Origin of the sequence: Aurantiacibacter gilvus (assembly GCF_038289935.1) — a bacterium.
Taxonomy (GTDB): domain Bacteria; phylum Pseudomonadota; class Alphaproteobacteria; order Sphingomonadales; family Sphingomonadaceae; genus Alteraurantiacibacter; species Alteraurantiacibacter gilvus.
On the sequence record NZ_JBBYHV010000001.1, the window covers coordinates 1,804,443 to 1,825,559 of the forward strand.

The 21,117-nt window shown below is 66.2% G+C and carries 23 protein-coding genes; 12 read left to right on the forward strand and 11 right to left on the reverse strand.

The features are described from left to right. Window positions 1-83: 83 nt before the first annotated feature. The 3 genes from AAEO60_RS08945 to AAEO60_RS08955 form a co-directional block, all read right to left on the reverse strand. Window positions 84-2,693: a G8 domain-containing protein gene (locus AAEO60_RS08945; RefSeq protein WP_341673304.1), complete on the reverse strand. Its 2,610-nt coding sequence runs from the start codon at window positions 2,691-2,693 to the stop codon at window positions 84-86. 107 nt (window positions 2,694-2,800) lie between these two features. Next, on the reverse strand, window positions 2,801-3,196 hold the full coding sequence (locus tag AAEO60_RS08950; RefSeq protein WP_341673305.1) for a hypothetical protein: 396 nt from the start codon (window positions 3,194-3,196) through the stop codon (window positions 2,801-2,803). An 11-nt stretch (window positions 3,197-3,207) separates the two neighbouring features. Then, complete coding sequence (locus AAEO60_RS08955; RefSeq protein ID WP_341673306.1) at window positions 3,208-4,131, reverse strand: cyclase family protein; 924 nt, start codon at window positions 4,129-4,131, stop codon at window positions 3,208-3,210. Between the two features lie 165 nt (window positions 4,132-4,296). Here AAEO60_RS08955 and AAEO60_RS08960 point away from each other — a divergent pair, with 165 nt between their 5' ends. From AAEO60_RS08960 to AAEO60_RS08970, 3 genes are all read left to right on the forward strand, one after another. Beyond that, window positions 4,297-4,686 carry a DUF1489 family protein gene (locus tag AAEO60_RS08960; protein ID WP_341673565.1) on the forward strand — a complete coding sequence of 130 codons (390 nt, stop codon included), beginning with the start codon at window positions 4,297-4,299 and terminating at the stop codon, window positions 4,684-4,686. A 124-nt stretch (window positions 4,687-4,810) separates the two neighbouring features. After that, window positions 4,811-5,023 (forward strand): hypothetical protein, encoded by a 213-nt coding sequence (locus tag AAEO60_RS08965; protein WP_341673307.1) that lies wholly within the window; start codon window positions 4,811-4,813, stop codon window positions 5,021-5,023. A gap of 76 nt (window positions 5,024-5,099) precedes the next feature. Then, the gene (locus tag AAEO60_RS08970; protein WP_341673308.1) at window positions 5,100-5,348 is read left to right on the forward strand and encodes a hypothetical protein; all 249 of its coding nucleotides are present in this window, start codon (window positions 5,100-5,102) and stop codon (window positions 5,346-5,348) included. Here the strand turns inward: AAEO60_RS08970 and AAEO60_RS08975 are convergent. The 3 genes from AAEO60_RS08975 to AAEO60_RS08985 are packed head-to-tail and all read right to left on the reverse strand — an operon-like array spanning window position 5,345 to window position 8,228. Beyond that, entirely contained in the window at window positions 5,345-6,025 is a 681-nt protein-coding gene (locus AAEO60_RS08975) for a DsbA family oxidoreductase (RefSeq protein WP_341673309.1), read from the reverse strand. The two genes, AAEO60_RS08970 and AAEO60_RS08975, sit on opposite strands and share 4 nt — an antisense overlap. Further along, complete coding sequence (gene nudC, locus AAEO60_RS08980) at window positions 6,025-6,900, reverse strand: NAD(+) diphosphatase (protein WP_341673310.1); 876 nt, start codon at window positions 6,898-6,900, stop codon at window positions 6,025-6,027. The genes AAEO60_RS08975 and nudC overlap by 1 nt, the downstream gene beginning before the upstream one ends. Next, window positions 6,900-8,228 (reverse strand): serine hydrolase domain-containing protein, encoded by a 1,329-nt coding sequence (locus tag AAEO60_RS08985; RefSeq protein WP_341673311.1) that lies wholly within the window; start codon window positions 8,226-8,228, stop codon window positions 6,900-6,902. Before AAEO60_RS08985 ends, nudC begins: the two co-directional genes overlap by 1 nt. A gap of 99 nt (window positions 8,229-8,327) precedes the next feature. Here AAEO60_RS08985 and AAEO60_RS08990 point away from each other — a divergent pair, with 99 nt between their 5' ends. Further along, on the forward strand, window positions 8,328-8,549 hold the full coding sequence (locus AAEO60_RS08990; RefSeq protein ID WP_341673312.1) for a hypothetical protein: 222 nt from the start codon (window positions 8,328-8,330) through the stop codon (window positions 8,547-8,549). Between the two features lies 1 nt (window position 8,550). On the opposite strand, the gene AAEO60_RS08995 is transcribed toward AAEO60_RS08990, so the two are convergent. Further along, the gene (locus AAEO60_RS08995) at window positions 8,551-9,630 is read right to left on the reverse strand and encodes an A/G-specific adenine glycosylase (RefSeq protein ID WP_341673313.1); all 1,080 of its coding nucleotides are present in this window, start codon (window positions 9,628-9,630) and stop codon (window positions 8,551-8,553) included. On the opposite strand from AAEO60_RS08995, the gene AAEO60_RS09000 reads away from it, so the two are divergent. The 5 genes from AAEO60_RS09000 (at window position 9,612) to AAEO60_RS09020 (ending at window position 15,997) form a co-directional block, all read left to right on the forward strand. Next, window positions 9,612-10,178: a DUF721 domain-containing protein gene (locus AAEO60_RS09000; protein WP_341673314.1), complete on the forward strand. Its 567-nt coding sequence runs from the start codon at window positions 9,612-9,614 to the stop codon at window positions 10,176-10,178. The genes AAEO60_RS08995 and AAEO60_RS09000 overlap by 19 nt on opposite strands. After that, window positions 10,175-10,867, forward strand: coding sequence for a DsbA family protein (locus AAEO60_RS09005; RefSeq protein WP_341673315.1), 693 nt, complete (start codon window positions 10,175-10,177; stop codon window positions 10,865-10,867). The genes AAEO60_RS09000 and AAEO60_RS09005 overlap by 4 nt, the downstream gene beginning before the upstream one ends. A gap of 118 nt (window positions 10,868-10,985) precedes the next feature. Next, window positions 10,986-11,738, forward strand: coding sequence for a thioredoxin domain-containing protein (locus tag AAEO60_RS09010; protein WP_341673316.1), 753 nt, complete (start codon window positions 10,986-10,988; stop codon window positions 11,736-11,738). 19 nt (window positions 11,739-11,757) lie between these two features. Then, a complete protein-coding gene (locus AAEO60_RS09015) occupies window positions 11,758-15,180 on the forward strand; it encodes an AAA family ATPase (RefSeq protein WP_341673317.1) in 3,423 nt (1,140 codons plus the stop codon). Between the two features lie 25 nt (window positions 15,181-15,205). Continuing rightward, window positions 15,206-15,997: a formate/nitrite transporter family protein gene (locus AAEO60_RS09020; protein WP_341673318.1), complete on the forward strand. Its 792-nt coding sequence runs from the start codon at window positions 15,206-15,208 to the stop codon at window positions 15,995-15,997. Window positions 15,998-16,048: 51 nt separating this feature from the next. Here the strand turns inward: AAEO60_RS09020 and AAEO60_RS09025 are convergent, their stop codons facing one another. Together AAEO60_RS09025 and AAEO60_RS09030 are read right to left on the reverse strand one after the other, a co-directional pair. Then, window positions 16,049-16,348, reverse strand: coding sequence for a YdeI/OmpD-associated family protein (locus AAEO60_RS09025; protein ID WP_341673319.1), 300 nt, complete (start codon window positions 16,346-16,348; stop codon window positions 16,049-16,051). 112 nt (window positions 16,349-16,460) lie between these two features. Then, complete coding sequence (locus AAEO60_RS09030; protein WP_341673320.1) at window positions 16,461-16,685, reverse strand: tautomerase family protein; 225 nt, start codon at window positions 16,683-16,685, stop codon at window positions 16,461-16,463. A 132-nt stretch (window positions 16,686-16,817) separates the two neighbouring features. Here AAEO60_RS09030 and AAEO60_RS09035 point away from each other — a divergent pair, with 132 nt between their 5' ends. After that, window positions 16,818-18,398 (forward strand): winged helix-turn-helix domain-containing tetratricopeptide repeat protein, encoded by a 1,581-nt coding sequence (locus AAEO60_RS09035; protein ID WP_341673321.1) that lies wholly within the window; start codon window positions 16,818-16,820, stop codon window positions 18,396-18,398. Between the two features lie 20 nt (window positions 18,399-18,418). Here the strand turns inward: AAEO60_RS09035 and soxR are convergent, their stop codons facing one another. Beyond that, window positions 18,419-18,859 (reverse strand): redox-sensitive transcriptional activator SoxR, encoded by a 441-nt coding sequence (gene soxR, locus AAEO60_RS09040; RefSeq protein WP_341673322.1) that lies wholly within the window; start codon window positions 18,857-18,859, stop codon window positions 18,419-18,421. Between the two features lie 158 nt (window positions 18,860-19,017). On the opposite strand from soxR, the gene AAEO60_RS09045 reads away from it, so the two are divergent. Together AAEO60_RS09045 and AAEO60_RS09050 are read left to right on the forward strand one after the other, a co-directional pair. Continuing rightward, window positions 19,018-19,401: a VOC family protein gene (locus AAEO60_RS09045; RefSeq protein ID WP_341673323.1), complete on the forward strand. Its 384-nt coding sequence runs from the start codon at window positions 19,018-19,020 to the stop codon at window positions 19,399-19,401. Beyond that, window positions 19,394-19,609 carry a hypothetical protein gene (locus tag AAEO60_RS09050; protein WP_341673324.1) on the forward strand — a complete coding sequence of 72 codons (216 nt, stop codon included), beginning with the start codon at window positions 19,394-19,396 and terminating at the stop codon, window positions 19,607-19,609. Before AAEO60_RS09045 ends, AAEO60_RS09050 begins: the two co-directional genes overlap by 8 nt. Before the next feature lie 32 nt (window positions 19,610-19,641). Here AAEO60_RS09050 and AAEO60_RS09055 read toward each other — a convergent pair whose 3' ends face one another. Continuing rightward, on the reverse strand, window positions 19,642-21,027 hold the full coding sequence (locus AAEO60_RS09055; RefSeq protein ID WP_341673325.1) for a glutamate--cysteine ligase: 1,386 nt from the start codon (window positions 21,025-21,027) through the stop codon (window positions 19,642-19,644). Window positions 21,028-21,117 lie beyond the last annotated feature (90 nt).

Below are 21,117 nucleotides of genomic sequence, written 5' to 3' on the forward strand. Positions count from 1 at the left end.
CACTGCCGTCTGAGCAGGGCGCGCACACAAGCCAGGCACGTCGCAACGTCGCCCTTCACATTTGTTGCCGCACTTGAATGCGACTACCGCCGCACGACCAGGCTCGCCCCCGCCACGAAGGCCCCGCCCGGACGCGGGCCGGTCAGGCTGGCGCCGACGCCGCCGCTGGGGCTTGGCATGCTTGCATCGCTGCCGTCGTCGACTACCAGCTTGACCCACAGGCCGTCGTCGGAAGCGAACCATGCGGTCTGGTCTGCCGCCTGAAGCGCCTCGGCGCTGGTGACTTGCAGCCCGCCGTCGGCAGCGGTGAAACCGGGAATCTCGACCACCAGCGAGGAGCCGTCATCCATCTCGCGCAGCGACAGCGCCAGTTCGTCGCGGCCCGTTTCCACGCGCACTTCGGAGCCGCTGCGGATGGTGGTCTCGCCGGTATATTCGAAGCGCCGCCCGTCGCGGCTGAGTACGACCGGATCGGCGATCGGGCCGTTGCCGAAGCCGAACTGGCCGCCCACGCTGAAGCGGCCCATGTCGCCCTCGCAGATGGCCGCACCCCATGCCGGGCGGATGTCGCAGGTCTCGCGGTCCGAGGCGATGCCGTTGTCGAGCACGATATAGGCCCCCGGAACGCCGCCCACCGAACCGTCACGATCGTGGATGGTCGCGCCGCGCCAGGCATTGCCGCGGCCAAGGTCCGACGCCCAGCGCTGGACAATTGGCGGGAAGCTGACCGGTTTGGAATTGACGAAGGTGGCGCCCTCCACCGCGTTCTCGGTGCTCATGCCGAAGCTGGTGTACATCAGGTACGACAGCGCCCCGGCATCGCGCAGTTCATTCGGCTGGTAGTTGACGAAGGTGGTGTCCACCACGTCGTGCCGCAGGTCGTAGTATTCGTAGCCGCGAATGGGGAAGTCCGGCAGGTCGTTGGGCAGGCTACGGCCATAGGCAATCTCTTCCGGGGTGCGCGGGTTGCCCACGTTGTCGCTCTCGCCCACGAAGATGCCGTTCTCCACCCGCGAGGTATATTCGGCGAAGCCGACACGCGATGCCGCGTGGGTGAAGCCGATGGCATTGTCCGCCGCGTGCAGGTTGGTGAACAGGTGCAGCTCGCCGCGCCCCCAGACGCCGCCGTTGCGGTTCTTGTAGGTGGTGAAGTCGGCGAAATGCGACACCAGCGGGGTGCTGTCGGGGTCAGCGGGATCTTCCGTGGGGAAGTGGTAGTTGCTGCCGCCGACGCTGAAGGTGCCGTCGGGGTTCGGCCCGCGGTCGAACATGAACCCGTCGTAGTTGGAATGGGCCGTGTTGCCGCTGAATTCGCGCACGCGGGTGCGGCGCGGCCAGGTGTTGGCGCTCTGCTCGGTGCCTTCGAAGGCCCCCGTCGGGTGGACCGGCAAGGCGAACCAGAAGCCGATCTGGTCAGACCCTGCCGCCACATTGTCGCGGTAGACGTTGTCCGGATTGGTGATCCAGAAGGTCGAGGCGGTGTTGTCCGACGGCAGCAGGATATGCTCGCTCTGCTGGCCGGTGCTGCCGAACTGCGAAGCCAGGACCGAACCGTCAGGCCCGAGGTTGGTCGGGTCGCAGGGCAAGGTCGGGTGACACTTGGTCTGGATGCCGAGGTTGCGGATGAACTGATTGCCCGTCTCCACCCCGTCTTCGAGGAAGAAGCAGTGGCCCACGGTGTTGAAGGTAACGTTGTTTTCCACCCGCGCGTTGTTGGTGCCGTGGACGGTGACGCAGCGGCTGTAGGTGTCGTGGATCGAGCTGTTCTGGATGTACTGCCCCGCGGCTTCGCCGACGAGGTGCCAGTGCATCGGATAGCGCGCCAGCGTCAGGTGCTGGCCCATGCGGCTGAGTTCCACGCCCGAGATGTTCACCGTGCTGCCGGCCATGGCCATGATGTGGCCGCCGAAATAGTCCTCGTCCGCGTCTTCCGAGGCCTGGATGCGGATATTGCGCGTCAGCAGGCCGACTTCGCCGCGCTGGTCCACGCCGTAGGTGACCTCGCCGAAGTGCATGTATTCGAGCGGTGCATCGAGCGTGAGGCTGTTGCCGCTGATGGCGGTGATCGTGCGGCGCTCGGCCTGGCGGGGGTCGAAGTCGGTGGAGGCGAGGACGATCTCGTCGCCCGTGCGCCAGCCGGAGGCATCGAGCACCTGGATCTGGTTCGCTCCCGCCTCAGCCGTGGCGGCGAGCTGGGTCCAGGTATGCTCGCGGTCGCCGTGCAGACTGATCGTACCCGCCATCGAAACGATGCCGCGGTCGCCCATGGTGTTGATGTCTTCGCCGGGAAACTCGTCGGTCAGGGTGATCGAAGCCTGGTGCGTGTATGGCTCATGCTCGCTGCCGATCTGCAGGGTGCCGCCGCGCAGGTAGATCCACTCGGTCTCGAGGCTGAGGTCGCGATCCTCGGCAAAGCGCAGCGCACCGTTGACGGTGATCGAACGCAAGGCCGGCGGACTGACGTCGAGCACCACTTCGGTGCCGCGCGGAATGGTGACGGCATCGCCCTCGCCCGGCACTTCGCCGTCCGGCCAGGCTGCGGGATCGGACCACATGACCGTGCGCAAGGCCGCAGCAGGTGCCGCCGCGGCGTGCTCCATCTGGGCATGGTCGTCCTGCGCCACTGCCGCCACCGGCAGGAGCGAAGCCGAAGCCAGCAGGCACGAAAGATACAGTCCAGGCTGCAGACGCATAACAGAAATCCCCTCATCCGGGGCTTTCCCGCCCCGTGCTAATTGATTCTGTCCAGTTTGCCGCAGAAAGACTGAAATGCAACTTCCAAAAGTGTCGCAGCTTGTAGCTACCCGGTGATGGGCGTCACGCGGTAGGACTCGCTGCCGTCATCGCGCGTCGTCATGAAGCTGCCGTCTGCGTCCGGCGGCGCGTTGGTCCAGCAGCGTTCCTGCTGCCCCAGGTCGTCGCCTTCGGGATCGAAGCACATGGTCGCACCCTCGGCGCTCCAAGTGCCGGTGCCGACGACCTCTTCGCCGTTCATGTCGACATAGGTGCCGTCGGCGTTCAGCTGCGAACGGCCGTATTCCGTGGTCTCGTCGCCCACGGCGTAGAGGCCAGGAGTGATCGCCGCGACACTAGCCTCGGCAGTTTCTTCGGTCGCAGCCGCTTCGACGTCCTCCTCCGCCGTTTGCCCGCAGCCGGCCATGGCCAGGGCCGCAGCAGCAATCGCAATGCGTTTCATGAGCCTGCCCCTCACCTGATGGCTACCGGATTGACGATCGCCTGCACGCTGCCCTGCAGGCGCGGGGCGCCGAGGACGAACATGAATTCGTGCGTGCCGTCCGCCGCCAGTTCGCGGGTGTCGACTGTTTCGAGGATATAGATGCCGTGCTCGGCAATCAGCGTGGCGTGGACCGGCAGGACCCGGCCTTCCGGATCGGGCGCGTTGGTTTCGCCCGAGGAACTGTCGGACCCGACGGCCACCACGCCCTGCTCCGCCAGCCAGTCCGCCGCGTCGCCATTGATGCCGGGTGCCTGGTTGATAAACACGTCGGGCTCGCCGATCCGTGCCAGCCAGCCGGTGTGGACCAGTACCACGTCACCGCGGCGCACCTCGACTCCCTGCGCCTCTGCCGCGGCCTGCAGGTCTGCCGCGCCGAAGCTGTCGTTCGGTTCGTTCACCTCGACGCCGCGATAGGCGGCCATGTCGATCATCACGCCGCGCGTGACGATGGGCGGGATGTTCTCCGCCCCGTAGCGCACCAGCCCGTCCGGCTGCACGACTTCGCTGCGCGGCACGCCGTTATAGTGCACCCCGGAAATGCCGATGTGCCCCAGCCCGTCGATCTGCGTGCCGATGCCGAGGTGGGTTGTCACGCGGTCGTCGTTGCCGGTCACCTCGTTGGGGCCGAACATGCCGAGGTCGATGATCTCCATGGCGTAGGAGCGGTCACCGAACACCGGGCTGTCGGGGCCGCTGACCACGCCAAGGCGGTAAACCTTGCCGTCGGTGACGAGGTCCGCCGCGTCGCGCACCATGCCCGTCGTCAGGTTGCCGGCAGCGCCCACGTCGGGATCGCTGTAAAGCTGCTCTCCCGGATCGCTCTCCGCCGTATTGTCCGCCGCCGGACTGCATGCCGCCACGGCGAGAGCCGCCATTGCCACCAGTTTATGCATCGATTTTCTCCCCGTTCCCTTTGCCGTCCAGACTGCGACGGGGATGCGCGCTTGGCAAGGCTTGTGGTGTTGGGCTTGTGGTGTTGGGCTTGTGGTGTTGGGCTTGTGGTGTTGGGCTTGTGGTGTTGGGCTTGAGGTGTTCGCCCGATGCCCTATCTAGTCCTCATGCCGCTCAACCTGACCAAGATCGCTTTCGGCGCCAAGAGTTTTGCCGATATCGAGGAATGGTACGCCAACCGTAAGAGCTTCAAGGTCAACACCCGCTATCGCCCGACGCGGTGGGAGGAGACCATCGGCGGCTCGCTCTACTGGATCCACGAGCACAACATCGTCGCCCGCTCGACAATTCTTGGCTACGAGCAGCAGGACAATGGCCGCTGGTGGATCAATGTCGAGCCCAGGCTGGTCCGCGTCATGCCGCGCCCCAAACGCGCACACCAGGGCTGGCGTTACCTCAAGGGCGAACCTCCGCGCGACCTCGGCGATGGAGAAGATATCGGCGAAATCATTCCCGGCAAGCTGGCGGGCAAGCTGTCGCGGCTGGGTCTGATCTGACAACCCGGCGCAATCTGGCAGGCCGGGCCTGAATCGGGACAGTCAGCACAGAATCGCTTGAATCCTTACCTGCTCAGGAACCATAAAGCTGCACGGTCCTTATTAAGGGGCTGGAGCGATTCTTATGACCGACCACAAAACCGTCCATCCCAATCCTGAGCTTATCGCACGCCTGCACGAAGCCTGCATGCCGTGGCTCAAGCATCGGCACCAGAGCGCGTTCACCTTCGCGCAGGGTGAAGAGGCGCAGATGGAACATGTGCTGGAAACACCGGGTAACTCGCAGCAAGTGGGGCAGCAGCCCGTTGCCAACGATTACGAGCCGGACAAGGCCTGATCATAGCCCGCCGCCGGCGGCACAGTTTCGGAACCTTGCGCTTCTCTGTCCCGTTGTCTGGGAAAGGAGAAAGTCGATGCCCGAACGCCAGAAAACCCATTCCGACAAGGACCTGATCGATCGCATGCGCGACGAGGAGACACCATCGCAGCAGGACCGTTCCGGCGGCGAGGTGAACACCCGCGTCGGCAGCCGCGACGAGCTCAAGCGCGCCACCACGCCCGACAACCGCGAACCGGTGGTCGGTAGCGACAATCCCGCAGAAGACGCGAAGAAGGGCCCGAAAACGCGGGCCGAGATCCAGCGCGAACGCAATAAGTCCTAGGCCGCTGCTTCCATATTGGCGATCTGGAGCAGTGCGCGGGCGAAAGCGTCGGGTTCCTGCGCGCCTTGCAGCATATACTTGTAATTGATGACGAAGGTCGGAACGGCAGTGATGCCGTGCTCGCGCCCGCGCTCTTCTTCCGAACGCACGGCAATGGCCAGCGCATCGTCATCGAGTGCCTCGGCGGCCTTGGCGCGGTCCAGCCCCGCTTCCGCGCACAGGCCCAGCAGCACCTCGCGGTCGCCCATGTTGGCGCGCTGCTGGAAGTGCGCGGCGAACATGGCCTCCTTCAGCGCGGTCTGCTCTGGCGGGCCATATTCGGCGAGTGCCCAGCGCAGCAGCTTGTGCGCGTCGAAGGTGTTCCACATCTTCGCGGGCGGTTCCTCGCCTTCCCCCTGCCATGCCATCGAGAAACCCACGCGCTCGGCCGCTGCGGCCAGTTGTGCGCGCATTTGCTCGATCTCTTCCTCGGTGCGGTTGTAGACCTTGGCGAGGTGCTTCGCCTGCTCGCGGCCTTCGGGGGCCATGTCGGGATTCAGCTCGAAGGGCATCCAGCGAATCGTCACGTCGACATCGTCGCCCGCCTGCTCGACGCCCAGCTTGAACGAGCGGTAGCCGACGAGACACCACGGACACATGACGTCCGACCATATGTCTACAACAATCGGTACACCCATCAGTCTTGCTCCAGCCACCAGGTCAGCATGTAGGAGGCAATAGCAGTGGGCAGCGGTGGAATGAAGCTCTCCGCATGGCGGCCATTCTCCATCGCCTCGGCCACTTCTGCGCGGGTGAACCAGCGCGCGTCCTCGATCTCGGTATAGTCGATGGTGAGCTCGCGGTTGTCGGTGAAACCGTGGCAGCCGATCATCAGCTGCGAGGGGAACGGCCACGGCTGGCTGGCGATATAGCTGACGTCGCGTACCTTAACGCCGACTTCCTCCAGCACTTCGCGCACCACGCCTTCCTCGATGGACTCGCCGGGTTCGATGAAACCTGCGAGCGCCGAGTAGGCGCGGTCGGGCCAGCCCTTGCCACGTCCCATCAGCAGGTCGCCCTCGTTCTCTACCAGCATGATTGCCACGGGATCGACGCGGGGAAAGTGCTGCCCTTCACAGGAGGTGCAATTGCGCTGCCAGCCGCCCTTGGCGATCTGCGTATGGCCGCCGCAGCGCGCGCAGAAACGGTGGCGGGCGTGCCAGTCGGCCACGCTTCGCGCACCGCCGAACATGGCCAGTTCCGCCGGGTCCAGCCGCATCAGCGCCAGCATGGTCTCGCGCAGGGTGACCGCCTGCCGCATGTCGCCTTCGGGCGGAACCTGCACGAACAGCGGCGCGCCGCCGCGCAGTCCGAGGTAGACCAGCTCTGTATCGTCGCCGATGCCAGACAGGTCGGAGATCACCAGCCCGTGCTCGTCGAGCTGCGGCAGCAACCCGTCGAGCACGAGCAGGCGCGCGTCGCCGCGGGCGCGCATGGCTGCCAGTCTTTCAGGGTCGGCACGGGTATGGTCGTCACGATCGAGGTCGTGACCGGTAAAGGAAAGGTGGGCCATCAGGCTCCCATCTGGTTGGCGGCGTCCGCGGCGACAACCAGCGGGAACTCGTTCTGCACCGGCAATTCGGTGGAGGGCATGTACTGCGTCATCAGGTTGTGGCGCAGGCCCCACTTCATGTTGACGAGGCCTGCCGTGCCGGCTGCACCGAACCAGCCGTATAGGCCTTCTGCCGTGCCAAGGCCCACGAGCCCGCCGGCACCGAAGCCGAAGGTGCGCCCGCCGCTGCTGAAGCCGTCGTCGCCGGCAAGGGTATCCGGGAACAGGTTGGAGGTTGCCAGCCGCACCGCCGGTTCGCTGACAACACGGTTGCCTTCGATCATGCCCCAGCCTGCCAGCATGCGCAGGAAGCGGTCGTAATCGTTGCTGCTGGAAACGAGCCCCGCCCCGCCGAAGGGGAAGGCCGGTTCGTCGAGGTAGATCGAGCTGTCTGGCAGGTCGATGGGCACCGGCACGTCGCCCAGCAGGAAGTAATTGGCCGTGAGGCGGCCCTTGTCCTGTTCGGCGACGCGGAAGGTGGTGGAGGTCATGCCGCAGGGGCCAAGGATGCGGTCCTGCAGGAAGGTGTCGAAGCTCTTCCCGCTCACCACCTCGATCACACGGCCCAGCAGGTCGAGCGAGACCGAATAGGACCAGCGCGTGCCCGGCTGGTGGACCAGCGGCATTGTGGCCAGCCGGTCCGCGAACAGTTCAAGGCTGTCCACCGCCTCGCCGCGGAAGGCACCGGGCAGCGGCAGGCGCGTGACCTGTCCGGGCACAAGTCCCGCCTCGACATAGGCATCGGCAATCGGTCCCTGCTGGACGATCGAATAGCCGAGGCCCGAAGTGTGCGTCAGCAAATGTCGGATGGTGATCTGCCGCTCGGCCGGTTCGAGATTATCTGCCGTGATCGGCCCGTCGTACTGGCGCTGAACCTGCATGTTGGAGAAGGCGGGAAGGATCTCGGCCAGCGGCTGGTCGAGCGACAGCAGGCCGTCCTCGATACAGAGAACCGTGGCGAGGCCGGTGATCGGCTTGGTCATCGAATAGATGCGGAACAGGGTATCGGCATCGACGCCGCCCGAGCCGCCGAAGCTGCGCTGTCCCACGGCAATGGTGTCGGCTTCCTGCTGCCCCCAGCCCATGGTGGCGATCATGCAGGCAACGTCGCCTTCGCCGACAAACCCGTTCACGAATTGCGCCACTCCCGGCCAGCGCGTCACGCTGCCTTCGCGCGCCCATGCGGCAGAGAACGGCAGCGATGAGAAGGCCGCGCCCGCTCCCATCATGGCGCTGCTGCGGAAGAGCGCGCGGCGGCTGAAAGCGGCGGTCAGGGTCTGGTGCTGCATGGAAAGGCATCCTGGCAATGTTTTGTGGCAACAGCCTTACGCAGCGATTTTTCCTGCGACAAGGTTGCAGGATGCCACTGTGTTATCTATGTATAACACATGCTGAACATTCTCTCGATCCTCATCGGACTCGTTTCGCTGGTTGTCGTGATTGTCGGGCAGATTCCCCTGCTCGGCTCGCTCAACTGGCTGGCCCTGCCATTCCTCGCCGTGGGCGCAGGCCTTGGCGCACTGTCGAGCAGCAATAGCGGGCGCAACTTCTGCCTCGTCGTGATGGTAATCGCCGTGATCCGCCTGTGGCTGGGCGGCGGCATCCTCTAGTCTAGTCCCGAGACGCCAGCACCAGCCGCGCCGCCTTGGCGAACAGGGTCGGCAGTCCGGCAGCTTCGATTTCCTCGACTGCCCACCACTCGCCTTCGCCTTCGATGACCGGTTTTTCGCCCGCATGAACGGCAACGCCCAGTTCGAGGTCGAAATGGGTGAAGGAGTGGCGCACCACGCCGCCCGCCTTCCACGCCCCTGCCAGCGGCGCGTCGCCATGGCCGTCGCCGCGCGCTGACCAGCCGTCGTCGGGCAAGGCGCGCATGCCTCCAAGCATGCCGGTGCCGGGCCGCTTGACCAGCCAGACCTCACCCTCGCGCTCGATCCAGAAGGCCGTGCCTGTCCGGCTGGGCTTGGCCTTCTTGGGCGCCTTGACCGGCAGCGTGAGCGGATCGCCTTCGGCCCTGCCCCGGCACTCGCCAGATAGCGGACAGAGCAGGCACTTGGCATCACGCGCCGAGCAAATGGTCGCGCCGAGGTCCATCATGGCCTGCGCGAAGTCGCCCGCGCGCTCGTCCGGCGTGATCGCATCGGCCGCCGCGCGGATTTCCTTGCGCGCGGCGGGCAACGGATCACGAATAGCGAAGAGCCGCGCCACCACCCGCTCGACATTGGCATCGACCACCACCGCGCGCTCGCCAAAAGCAATCGCGGCGACCGCAGCCGCGGTATAGTCGCCCAGCCCCGGCAGCTTGCGCAATTCGGCTTCGGTTCTGGGAAAGCCTCCCATTTCCGCGACTTGCCGCGCGCATTTCACCAGGTTTCGCGCTCGCGAGTAGTAGCCGAGACCCGCCCATGCGGCCATGACCTCCTCCTCCGGCGCGGCGGCCAGCGCCTCGACCGTGGGCCAGGTCTCGACGAACCCGGCGAAGTAAGGCGCGACAGCCGCCACGGTGGTCTGCTGCAGCATGACCTCGGACAGCCATACGCGGTAGGGATCCGGGCGCGGCGCACCTGGTCTCGCACGCCACTGCAAGTCGCGCGCTGAGCGATCGTACCAGTCCAGGAGCAAGGCAGAGACGGTGGCGGACACGCGCGCGCTATGGCATGGGAGCGCCAGCCATGGAACGCGATCCACCATCGAAGCCGGGGAAGACTCCGCCGAAGCGCCCTGCGCGCAAGACGGCGAAGCCCTACGAGCGCCCGCGCGGCGGTCCGGCCAAGCCTGTGGCGGACCTCGTGCCGCAGATCGGCCGCGCGGCCTTCCGCCGCTTCGGCTTCGTGCAGAGCTCGGTGGTCACCCGTTGGCCGGAGATCGTCGGCCCGCAGCACGCCAAGGTCTGCGCGCCGGAATCCATCCGCTTCCCGCCGGGCGAGAAGAGCGAAGGCATCCTGCAGCTGGTGGTGCTGCCCGCGCACGCGCCGCTGATCCAGCACGTGATTCCCGAGATCATCGAGCGGGTGAACCGCTTCTTCGGCTATCGCGCCGTGGTGCGGGCCAAAATCCGGCAAGGTGCGGTTAAGCCGCCGGCTGCTCAGGAAAAACGCACGGCCCCACCCTCGCTCAAGCCGATCCCTATGGAATTGGGCGACAGTCTGCGCGATATCGGCGATCCCGAGCTGCGCGCCGTGCTGGAATCGCTGGCGCGATCCGTCGCGCACCAGGAAGAGAAGGACGAACAGGAATGAAACGCTGGGCAATAGCCGCTCTGGCACTGGCGGTGACACCGGTCACCATGGTGGTAGCGCAGGACTGGAACCTCACCTACGAACAGACCGATCGCGGCCACCTTGTCGGCAATCCCGACGCGCAGCTGCACCTGATCGAATTCGTCAGCTACACCTGTCCGCACTGCGCGCATTTCGAAGAACAGTCGGATGCGGCCATGCGCCTGCATTACCTGCACCAGGGCCTGGCCCAGGTCGAAGTGCGCAGCTACCTGCGCAACCCGGTAGACCTTGCCGCCACGCTGGTGGCGCAATGCGGCGCGCCCGAAGACTTCTTCGGCAACCACCGCGCACTGATGCTGTCGCAGGACCGCTGGATGGAAAAGGCTCGCGAAGCCACAGATGCGCAGATGCAGCGCTGGTCGAGCGGCCCGATCCCGTCGCGAATGCGCGCCATCGGCGACGATCTCGACTTTCACGAACTGATGGAGCCGCGCGGCATGACCCGCGCCCAGGTGGACCGCTGCCTGTCCGACGAAGCCAAGACCCAGGAAATCATCGCCGCACACGAAGCCAACACCGCCGAATGGGACCTTGCCGGCACGCCGAGCTTCGCCATCAACGGCACGCTGCTTGACGGCGTGCACTCCTGGGAAGTGCTCCAGCACGTGATGGACGACCCTTCGCTGCTTGAAACCTCCGCCGAATAGGGGACAACCCTGTGCAAAAACGCCGATTCGCCCGGATCGGCGGTTTTCAAAGCCACCATAGACCGGTCTAAACTGGGAATTGCCCGGGGGCCGGACAGATCATGACAGGATTTTCGACATGACCATTTCGCGCCGTATCGCTTTCGCCACCCTCGCCGCGCCGCTCGCGCTGGCGCTATCCGCCTGTGGTGGCGGTGAAGAAGACGGCCCCGTCGCGGCGCTCGACCCGATCGAAGCGCCCGCCGGTTCCTTGTGGACCGAGACGGTCGAGATCACCGACAGCGACGGCTACCTGCTGGGCAACCCCGACGCGCCGATCAAGCTGGTCGAATATGCCTCGCTCACCTGCCCGGCTTGCGCCAACTTCTCGCAGACCGGCGAACGTCCGCTGGTGGAAGACTACGTCAGCACCGGCCTCGTCTCCTACGAACTGCGCAACCAGGTGCACAACATCTGGGACCTGGCGCTGGCGCGCCTGGTGCGCTGCTCGGCACCGGAAAGCTTCCACCCGCTGTCGAACCAGGTCTGGGCCAACCTCGGCCAGCTGCAGAACCAGATGGGCCAGTCGCAGCCGGTACTGCAGGCCATGGGTGACGTTGCCGAGGAAGAACGCTTCGTGATGGTCGCCCAGGCCTCCGGCTTCCTCGATTTCTTCGCTTCGCGCGGGATCAGCAACGACCAGGCCGTAGCCTGCCTGTCCGACGCCGAATCCGTGATCGCCATCGGTGACCGCTCGACCGAGCAGTCCGACGAACTGGGCATCAACTCCACTCCCACTTTCATCCTCAACGGCCGCGTGCTCGAAGAACGCTCGTGGCCCAGCCTCGAGCCCCTGCTGCAGAACGCAGGGGCGCGCCCGGCTGAAGGCTAAGGGGTAGCGGCAGGCGCCTATGGAGTTTCGCAAGCTTAGACTAAGCGGCTTCAAGAGCTTCGTAGAGCCTGCCGAACTGCGCATCGAACCGGGCCTGACCGGGGTCGTCGGCCCCAACGGCTGCGGCAAGTCCAACCTGCTCGAAGCGATCCGCTGGGTGATGGGCGAAAACTCGCCCAAGTCCATGCGGTCGGGCGGGATGGAAGACGTGATCTTCGCCGGCACCACCGCGCGCCCGCCGCGCGACTTTGCCGAGGTCCAGCTGCACGCCACCGACGACAAGGGCGAACCGCTCGAAGTTACCCGCCGGATCGAACGCGGTGCGGGCAGCGCCTACCGCCTCAACGGCGACGACGTGCGCGCCAAGGATGTTGGCCTGATTTTCGCTGACGCTGCCACCGGCGCACACAGCCCCGCGCTGGTGAGCCAGGGCAAGATCGCCCAGGTGATCGCTGCCAAGCCGGTCGAACGGCGCATGATGCTGGAAGAAGCGGCGGGAATCGCCGGTCTCCACGTCCGCCGCCGCGATGCCGAGAGCAAGCTGCGCAGCACCGAGAAGAACCTCGAACGCCTCGAAGACCTGATGGCGAGCCAGGACTCGCAGATCGCCTCGCTGCGGCGGCAGGCCAAGCAGGCGGAACGCTACAAGGTCCTGTCCGACCAGATCCGCGTCGCCGAAGCCCGCCTGCTGTTCGCCCGCTGGCGCGATGCTGCCGCTGCTGCCGAGGCTGCGCGCGAACAGGCACACACGGCGGAAAGCAAGGTTGCCGAGGCGCAGGAATTGGCGCGCGAGGCACAGAAGGCACAGGCCGCGCTGGCCGAAGGGCTCCACGAATTGCGTGACGAACTGGCGGACCGGCGCGACGATGCCTCGGCCCACGGCCACCGCATGGCCGCCCTCGCCAGCCAGCTCGAAGCCGCCGAAGAACGCCTGCGCGACCTCGACCGGCAGAAGGCGCGGCTGGAGGAAGACAAGGTCGATGCCGACCGCATGACGCGCGATGCTGCCAATGCCCTGCGCGAACTCGAAGTCGCGCTCGACAGCGGGGCCAAGGCGCTGGTGACAGACGAAGCACGGCGGCCCGAATTCCAGAACTCGGTCGAAAAGGCCGAAAGCGCCGCGCGCAAGGCCGAGCTGGCACTGGCCAACGCCACGGCAGACCATGCCGGTGTCGAGGCCGAATGGCGTGTGGCCGAAGCCGAGATCGCGCAGGCCAGGTCGCGGGTCGAACGACTGGAGGCCGAAGTCCGGCGGCTGGACGACGCGCGCACCGCGCTGCTGGGCGAAAGCGATCCCGAAGAGGATGTCGCGGCAGCGCAACAGGCGGTCGCCGCCGCACAGGCAGAGGTCGCCAGCCTGCGCGAGGAACTGGATGCCGCCCGCGCCCGCAAGGACGAGTTGACCGAAGCGCGCGATGCTGCCGGCTCCACGCTCTCCACCGCCAAGGCCGAACTGGCTGGCATCGAACGCGAATGGCAGGCGCTGAAGCGCGACCGCGAAGCGCGCGAGCGGCAGAAATCGGGCAAGCACGGCCTCCCCGCCGCGCTCGACAAGCTCGCCGCCGAACCCGGCTACGAGCGCGCGCTGGCCGCGGTGCTGGGCCGCGATGCCCGCTCACCGCTCGGCGCGCCCGAAGGCGGCGCCGATGGCCGGTTCTGGACCGGGTCCAAGCCGCCCTCGCCCGTGACGGACAGCCTCGCCCGGCACCTGCGCGACTGCCCCGATCAGTTGCAGGCACGCCTCGCACTTGTCCACGTCGCCGATGCCGACGACGGCCGCGACCTCGCTCCCGGCGAATGGCTGGTGACCAAGGACGGCTTCCTGCGCCGCTGGGACGGATTCGTCGCCCGCGGCGAAGGTGCTGCCGAAGCGGCCAAACTGGAAGCCGACAACCGCTTTGTCGCGCTCGAAGGCGAACTGCCCGCGCTGCGCGAAGCCGTCGACACCGCGACTGCCGCGCAGGACGCCGCCCAGGCCGAACTGGCCGAGTTGCAACGCGACCTTGTCGTCCGCGACCGTGCGCTGTCGCAGAAGATCGAGGACGAGAGGCAGGCCCTGCGCGCGCTCGACCAGGCCGAGAGCCGCCGCGAGCGCCTCGCCAACCGCCGCGCCGAACTGGCCCAGAGCGGCAAGGAACTGGAAAGCCAGCGCCAGCAGGCCGCCGACGAACTCAGCGCTGCCGAAGCGCGCAAGGCCCAATTGCCCGATCCCGAGGCTGGCCGCGCCGCGCTCGACGCTGCCCGTGCCAAGAACGAGGCCGCCCGCGAAAGCGCGCAGGCCGCCGTCGCCGCGCTTGCCGCACATGACCAGGCACTGGCCGTGGCCCGCGAGCGCGTCGCCACCCAGCGTGCCGACATCAAGGGCTGGCAGGCCCGCGCCGGCGATGCTGCCCAGCGGCTTGCAGGCATGGAAACCCGGTTCGAGGAAATCGAACAGGAACGCGCCGTAGTCGCTGCCAAGCCTGCCGGGCTGATGAAGGAAATCGAAGGCGGCGAAGCCGTGCGGGCGCGGCTGGGCGAAGAACTGGCCAAGGCCGAAGCCGCCGTCCGCGAAGCCGAAGAACAGGCACGCGAGGCCGACAGCCGGCTCGCCGACCTCAACGAGGCGCTCTCCACCGCGCGCGAAGCCCGCGCCACGCTGGCCACCCGCGCCGAGAACGAGGAACAGCGCCGCGAGGAAATGGCACGCATGTCGGGCGAGCGTTTCCAGTCGCCCCCGCCGCTGCTGCCGCAGAAGTTCGAATTCGCCGAAGAGGCGGTGAAGGATTCGCAGGCCGAGAACGAGGAGATGGACCGCCTCGTCGCCAGCCGCGAGCGGATCGGCCCGGTCAATCTGGTCGCCGCCGAGGAACTGGCGCGGATCGAGGAAGAACACGGCGCCAGCGCCGAGGAACAGGCCGAACTGGTCGAGGCCGTGGCCCGCCTGCGCGGCTCCATCGGCAACCTCAACCGCGAGGGTCGCGAGCGGCTGCGCAAGGCCTTTGACGAGGTGAACGAGCACTTCAAGCGGCTGTTCTCCCGCCTGTTCGACGGCGGCGAGGCGCACCTCGCGCTGATCGACAGCGACGATCCGCTCGAAGCCGGTCTCGAGATCTTCGCCCAGCCGCCGGGCAAGCGCCTGCAGTCGCTCAGCCTGCTGTCAGGCGGCGAACAGGCGCTGACCGCTACGGCGCTGATCTTCGCACTGTTCCTGACCAACCCGGCCCCTATCTGCGTGCTGGACGAAGTCGACGCGCCGCTCGACGATGCCAATATCGAACGCTTCTGCGACCTGCTCGATTCGATGAACCAGGAAACCGCGACGCGTTACCTGATCGTCACCCACAACGCCGTCACCATGAGCCGCATGCACCGCCTGTTCGGCGTGACCATGGTCGAACGCGGCATTTCGCGGCTGGTGAGCGTGGACCTTGGCGAGGCGGAAGCGCTGGCGGCTGAGTAGCGCCAGCCTTGGGAGCCCCGAGACCATGAGCAACGAGCCGCACCCGCTGGACGTCGTATCGCCTGCCCGCATCGCGCAACTGGTGGAAGACGTGGCGGTCCGCAAGGCCAAGCTCGGTTTCGTGCAGGTCTTCGCCCTCGCAGTGCTCGCGGGAGCCTTTATCGCCATGGGCGCAGCCTTCTTCACCGCCACGATCACCGGCAGCGAACTGGGCATGGGGCCAACCCGGCTGATCGGCGGGCTGGCTTTCTCGCTCGGCCTGGTGCTCGTCATCATCGGCGGCGCGGAGCTGTTCACCGGCAACAGCCTGATCGTGCTCGCGCGCGCTGACGGGCGGATCACCTGGGGCCAGCTGCTGCGCAACTGGGGCATCGTCTATGTCGGGAACATGGTGGGCGGGGTCGGTACGGCCGTGCTGGTGCACCTGACCGGCCTGCTGGACGGAAGCGACGTAGGGGCCACGGCCATCAGTGTCGCGGAAGCCAAGATGGCGCTGCCCGCCAGCGAGGCCTTTTTCCGCGGGGTGCTGTGCAACGTGCTGGTCTGCCTCGCCGTGTGGATGTGCTTCGCCGCCCATAGCGTGTCGGGCAAGATGGCGGTGATCGTCTTCCCGATCACGGCCTTCGTCGCGCTCGGGTTCGAGCACTCGGTCGCCAACATGTACATGATCCCCGTCGGCATCCTTGCCGGTGCCGAAGCCGATGTGGCCGGCCTGCTGGGAAACCTGCTGTTCGTCACGTTGGGCAACGTGGTCGGCGGCGGCGTGCTGGTCGCGCTGGTCTACTGGCTGATCTACCTGCGACCGGTGAAGGGATAGCCGCGATACGAACCGGCGCGGCGGAGGTCCTGACAGGGAAGCAGGCGGCGCCTACTTTTCCTTCAGCAAATTGTCCCGCTGCCACTTGCTCGGCGCCTTGTCGGTGCGATGAATGCAGCCCGGCCAGCAGCACGGGCGGCGCTTGCCTTCGAGCAGGCTCTCCACTGTTCGCGCGATGCGCTTCTCGCGAGTAGGAGCGCGCTTGGCGTCGTCGACCCAGCAGATGTATTCGTTGCGTGCCAGCGGGGTGAGGGCTTGCCACAGGGCCAGCGCTTCCTCGTCGGCCAGCAGCGCGGCCTGCATGTCTTCGCCCGCCACGTGGACTGTTCCATGGGAAAATGTCTCAGCCATTTGCGCAAGTTACCAATTCCCGAGCGGACCCGCAATCGCGCTCGCCGGACGCAAAAAGGCCGCCCCACCTCTCGGCAGGACGGCCCTTTCTTCCAGCCGGTGAAGGCGCGCGTCAGGCGGCTTTCTTGCCGGACATGGCGTGGACATCGCTGGCGCCCAGGCGCTGGCCGCCGATGGCCCAGTCGCCCTGTTCGACTTCCATGATCCGCACCCAGGTCACGGGGCGCATGGCTTCGCCTTCGACCTTCACCATGGCTTCGGTGACATTGTCGATCAGTTCGTGCTTCTGCTCTTCGGTGAAAACGTCCTTGATGACATCGATGGTAACGAGCGGCATTTCAATTCTCCTTGTTGGTGTTCGGGATCGGCTGATCCGATGACCGGGAGATACGCCCGCTTTTCCGGCAATGCTTGACGCGGGCATGAAGATGGCTGACCTTTTCATGAAGATTGCGGGAAGGGGCTGCATTTGTCGGGATCAGGCCAGCGAATCTACCGCTTCGGCGACTACGAGCTCGACGCCGCGCAGTTCGAGCTGCGGCAGGCCGGTGCCCATGTGCACGTCGAACCGCAGGTGCTCACCCTGATGCTGCTGCTGGCCGAGAACCACGGCCGCATGGTCAGCAAGGACGAGATCATCGACCAGGTCTGGGACGGACGGATCGTGTCGGAGTCCGCCGTTGCCGCGCGGATCAAGGCGGCGCGCAAGGCGATCGGCGACAACGGCAAGGACCAGCTGCTGATCCGGACGATCCACGGCAAGGGCTTCCGCTTCGTCGGCGAGGTCAGCGTCAGCGGCGCGGCACCGGCACAGGTGATCGAGGCCGCTCCCGAAGCGCCCGCCCCCGCGCCCCCGGCGCTGGACGGTCGCCCCTCGATTGCCGTTCTGCCGTTCCAGCTGGCCGGACCGAGCGGCCCGCACGATATCATCGCCGACGCCCTGCCCGCCGATGTGCTGATGGACCTGTCGCGCTTCGGCTGGCTGTTCGTAATCGCGCGCGGATCGAGCTTCCGCTTCCGCGCGCCGGATACCGATCCGGTCGCCGTTGGGAAACAGCTTGGCGTGCGCTACTGCCTCACCGGCACGGTCGAAACATTCGCCGACAGCGTCGCCGTTACCGCAAGCCTGGTCGATACCACGCGCGGCGGCACGATCTGGGCGGAACAGTACCGCAGCGGCCTGCGCGAGCTGCAGGACATGCGCCCCGAGATCGAGGCGCAGGTGGTCAACGCACTGGAAGTGCAGATTCCGCGTAACGAGGTCCGCCTGGCGCGCGGCCGGCCAATGGCCGACCTCGATGCATGGTCGGCCATGCACCTGGGGCTGGACCACATGTACCGCTTCAACAAGGCCGACAACGCCCGTGCGTCGGACCTGTTCGCCCATTCACTGCAGCTGGACCCGTGGTCCTCGCGCGCCATGGGCGGGCTGTCCTTCACCCATTTCCAGAATGCTTTCCTGAAATATGCCGGCGATCCGGCGGCGGAGATGGAGCAGGCCCGCCAGTTCGCGCACCGCGCGGTGGAGGCCGACCGGCTCGATCCCTTCGCGCACTTCAATGTCGGGCGCAGCCTGTGGCTCGACGGGCGGCTGGGCGATTCGGTCGACTGGTTCGACCGCGCCACGGGCCTCGCTCCCAGCTTTGCGCAGGGCCTCTACAATCGCGGGCTGGTCAACACGATGGCAGGCAAGGCGGAGGAAGCCGACCGCGACCTGGCCATGGCGCTGGACCTCAGCCCGCTGGATCCGCTGGCCTATGCCATGGTCTCCAGCCGGTCGCTGACGCACCTGCAGATGGGCGATATCGAGCGTGCCGCCGAACTGGGGACCAAGGCCGCCATGATGCCGGGTGCGCACAAGCACATCGAGCTGATCGCGGGAGTCACCGCGCAGCTTGCCGGTCGCCCCGAAGAAGCGGCCATGTGGCTGGCCAAGGTCAAGGCCGCCGATCCGGACTTCAAGGTCGAGACCTTCTTCCAGTCCTTCCCCTTCGCCCGGACCGCCGGGCGCGAGGTGATCGAACGCTGCATGAAGGACCTGGGGCTTTAGCCTCGAGTCCGGCACCGCGCCTAATCGAGAACGGCCCTCGGCCCCGGCCCCTTCAGGCCAAGCTGGTCATCCTTGTTGTAGAGCTGGCACTTCTGCAGGCTGAGGCAGCCGCAGCCGATGCACTGGTCCAGCTGGTTGCGGGTGCGGTTGAGCAGGCGGATCTTGTCGTCGATCTGCTCGCGCATGGCGCGGCTGATCTTCTGCCAGTCGGCCAGTGTCGGGTTGCGGCCCTCGGGCAGCTTGGCCAACTGCTCCTCGATCTCGGCGAGTCCCAGCCCCAGCTTCTGCGCGATCAGGACGAAGCTGACGCGGCGGATATCGCTCTTGAGGAAGCGCCGCTGGTTGCCGCCCGTGCGCAGCGGATGGAGCAGGCCCTTCTCTTCGTAAAAGCGCAGCGCCGATACGGCGACGCCCGTACGCCGCGAGAGGTGGCCGATGGTGATGAAGTTCGCTTGCGCCATGAGTCCCCGGTTGCGCCCCGCTTCAATAATTTTCCACAAAAGCTTGACCTCAACTTAGCTTGAGGTTGCATAGAGATGCAAGCAGTGATTCGCAGGCCCTCCACCAGGATTGCCTGCAACCATTGCAAGACAATGACTTGCACAAGGAAGCTTGCACCATGACTGAAGTAAGACCGACCGGGCGGATCGAACACGTAAACCTCACCGTCACCGACCCTGAACGCTCCGCCGCGCTGTTCGAAAAGCTGCTCGGCTGGAACATTCGCTGGCAGGGCCCGGCCATGAACGGTGGCCATACGATCCACGTCGGCGAAGAAAATACCTACCTCGCGCTCTATACCGACAGGCAGGATCACGCGGGCCAGACCAAGGGCCGGCCCTTGAACCATGTCGGCTTGCTGGTGGACGATCTCGACGCCGCCGAAGCCGTAGTGAAAGCGCACGGCTTCGAACCCTGGGGGCATGACGATTACGAACCCGGGCGGCGGTTCTACTTCTTCGACTGGGACGGCATCGAGTTCGAGGTGGTCAGCTATGCTTGAGCCGATGCGAACCCCCGAACGGCAATTCTTTGCCGCCGCGAGCCGCGATCACATCCCCGATGCGGCTCCTCGCGGCACCCAGACAGGGCGCATGAAAACGTCCGGGATTTCCTTTGTCCTGTGCCTGGCAATCGTCACGGCGCCGCTGTTCCTGCAGCACCTGTGCGAAGACGTCTGGCTCCAGGCGGCGAGCGTCGTCCTGCTCTAGCTGGAGCAGGAAGGCCCCCGCTGCGGCGGGCCTCAGAAGCTCTGTTCGTAGATGCGGCTGATGTCCCCGCCCCACGCGCCGTGGTAGAGATCGAGCAGCAGCTCGGCCGGCACCTTGCCGCTGTCCACAATCTCTCGCAGCGGGTTGAGGAAACCCGTTTCGTTGTCGCCCATGGAGTTCAGCCGCGCGCGCGCGGCCAGGCCTTCGTGGGCGATATCGAGCACTTCGCGGGCGAGGTCACGCATGGTGCCGCCGCCGGGGATCGGCGCTGACAGTGCCTGTGCGGGTACGGCGTCGCGCAATGCCTCGCGCTCTTCCATGGTCCAGTCCTTGACCAGGTCCCAGGCGGCATCGAGCGCGGTGCTGTCATAAAGCAGGCCCACCCACAGCGCGGGCAGCGCGCAGATGCGGTTCCACGGACCGCCATCGGCGCCGCGCATCTCGAGGAAGCTCTTGAGCCGCACTTCGGGGAAGGCGGTGGAGAGGTGATCCCACCAGTCGCTTTCGGTCGGCAGTTCACCCGGAAGCGCGGGCAGTTCGCCCCTCAGGAAGTCGCGGAAGCTCTGTCCGGCGGCGTCTATGTACACGCCGTCGCGGTAGACGAAGTACATCGGCACATCGAGCATGTAGTCGACATAGCGTTCGTAGCCGAAGCCGTCCTCGAACACGAAGGGCAGCATGCCGGTGCGGTGCGGATCGGTGTCCGACCAGATGTGGCTGCGGTAGGAAAGGAAGCCATTGGGCTTGCCTTCGGTAAAGGGCGAATTGGCGAACAGCGCCGTAGCGACCGGCTGCAAGGCCAGCGAAGTGCGAAATTTCTTCGCCATGCAGGCCTCGCTCGCATAGTCGAGGTTCACCTGGATGGTGCAGGTCCGCAGCATCATGTCGAGTCCGAGATTGCCCACGCGCGGCATGTGCCGCATCATGATCGAATAGCGCTGCTTGGGCATGACCGGCAGCTCTTCACGGGTCTTGTCCGGCCACATGCCGAGGCCGAGGAAGCCCACGCCCATTGCCTTGCCCACCTGCTTGCACTGGTCGAGGTGGCGGCCGGTTTCGGCGCAGGTCTGGTGCAGCGTTTCCAGCGGCGCACCCGACAGTTCGAGCTGGCCGGCGGGTTCGAGGCTGATCGTGCCATCGCTGCCGCTCATGGCGATGACATTGGTGGTGCCGTCTGGGCCCAACTCCTCGACCGGTTCCCAGCCGAACTGCTGCATGTCCATCAGGATGTCGTGGATGCCGCCCGGCTCGCTGTAGGACGGCGCGCGGAAATCGTCGGTCTTGTAGACCAGCTTTTCGTGCTCGGTGCCGATGCGCCAGCGTTCGGGCGGCTTCTCACCTGCTTCCATGGGCGCGACAAGCTGGTCACGGCTTTCGATCCGCGGTTCGTCCTTGTCCGATGCCTGGCGTGTACTCATCGTTTCTCCCTTGCGGCGCGCGGTTTAGCGGATCGCTTGCGATCCGCCACCCGCAATTTTGCCATAGGCGGGGACAAGGCCAGCTATCTT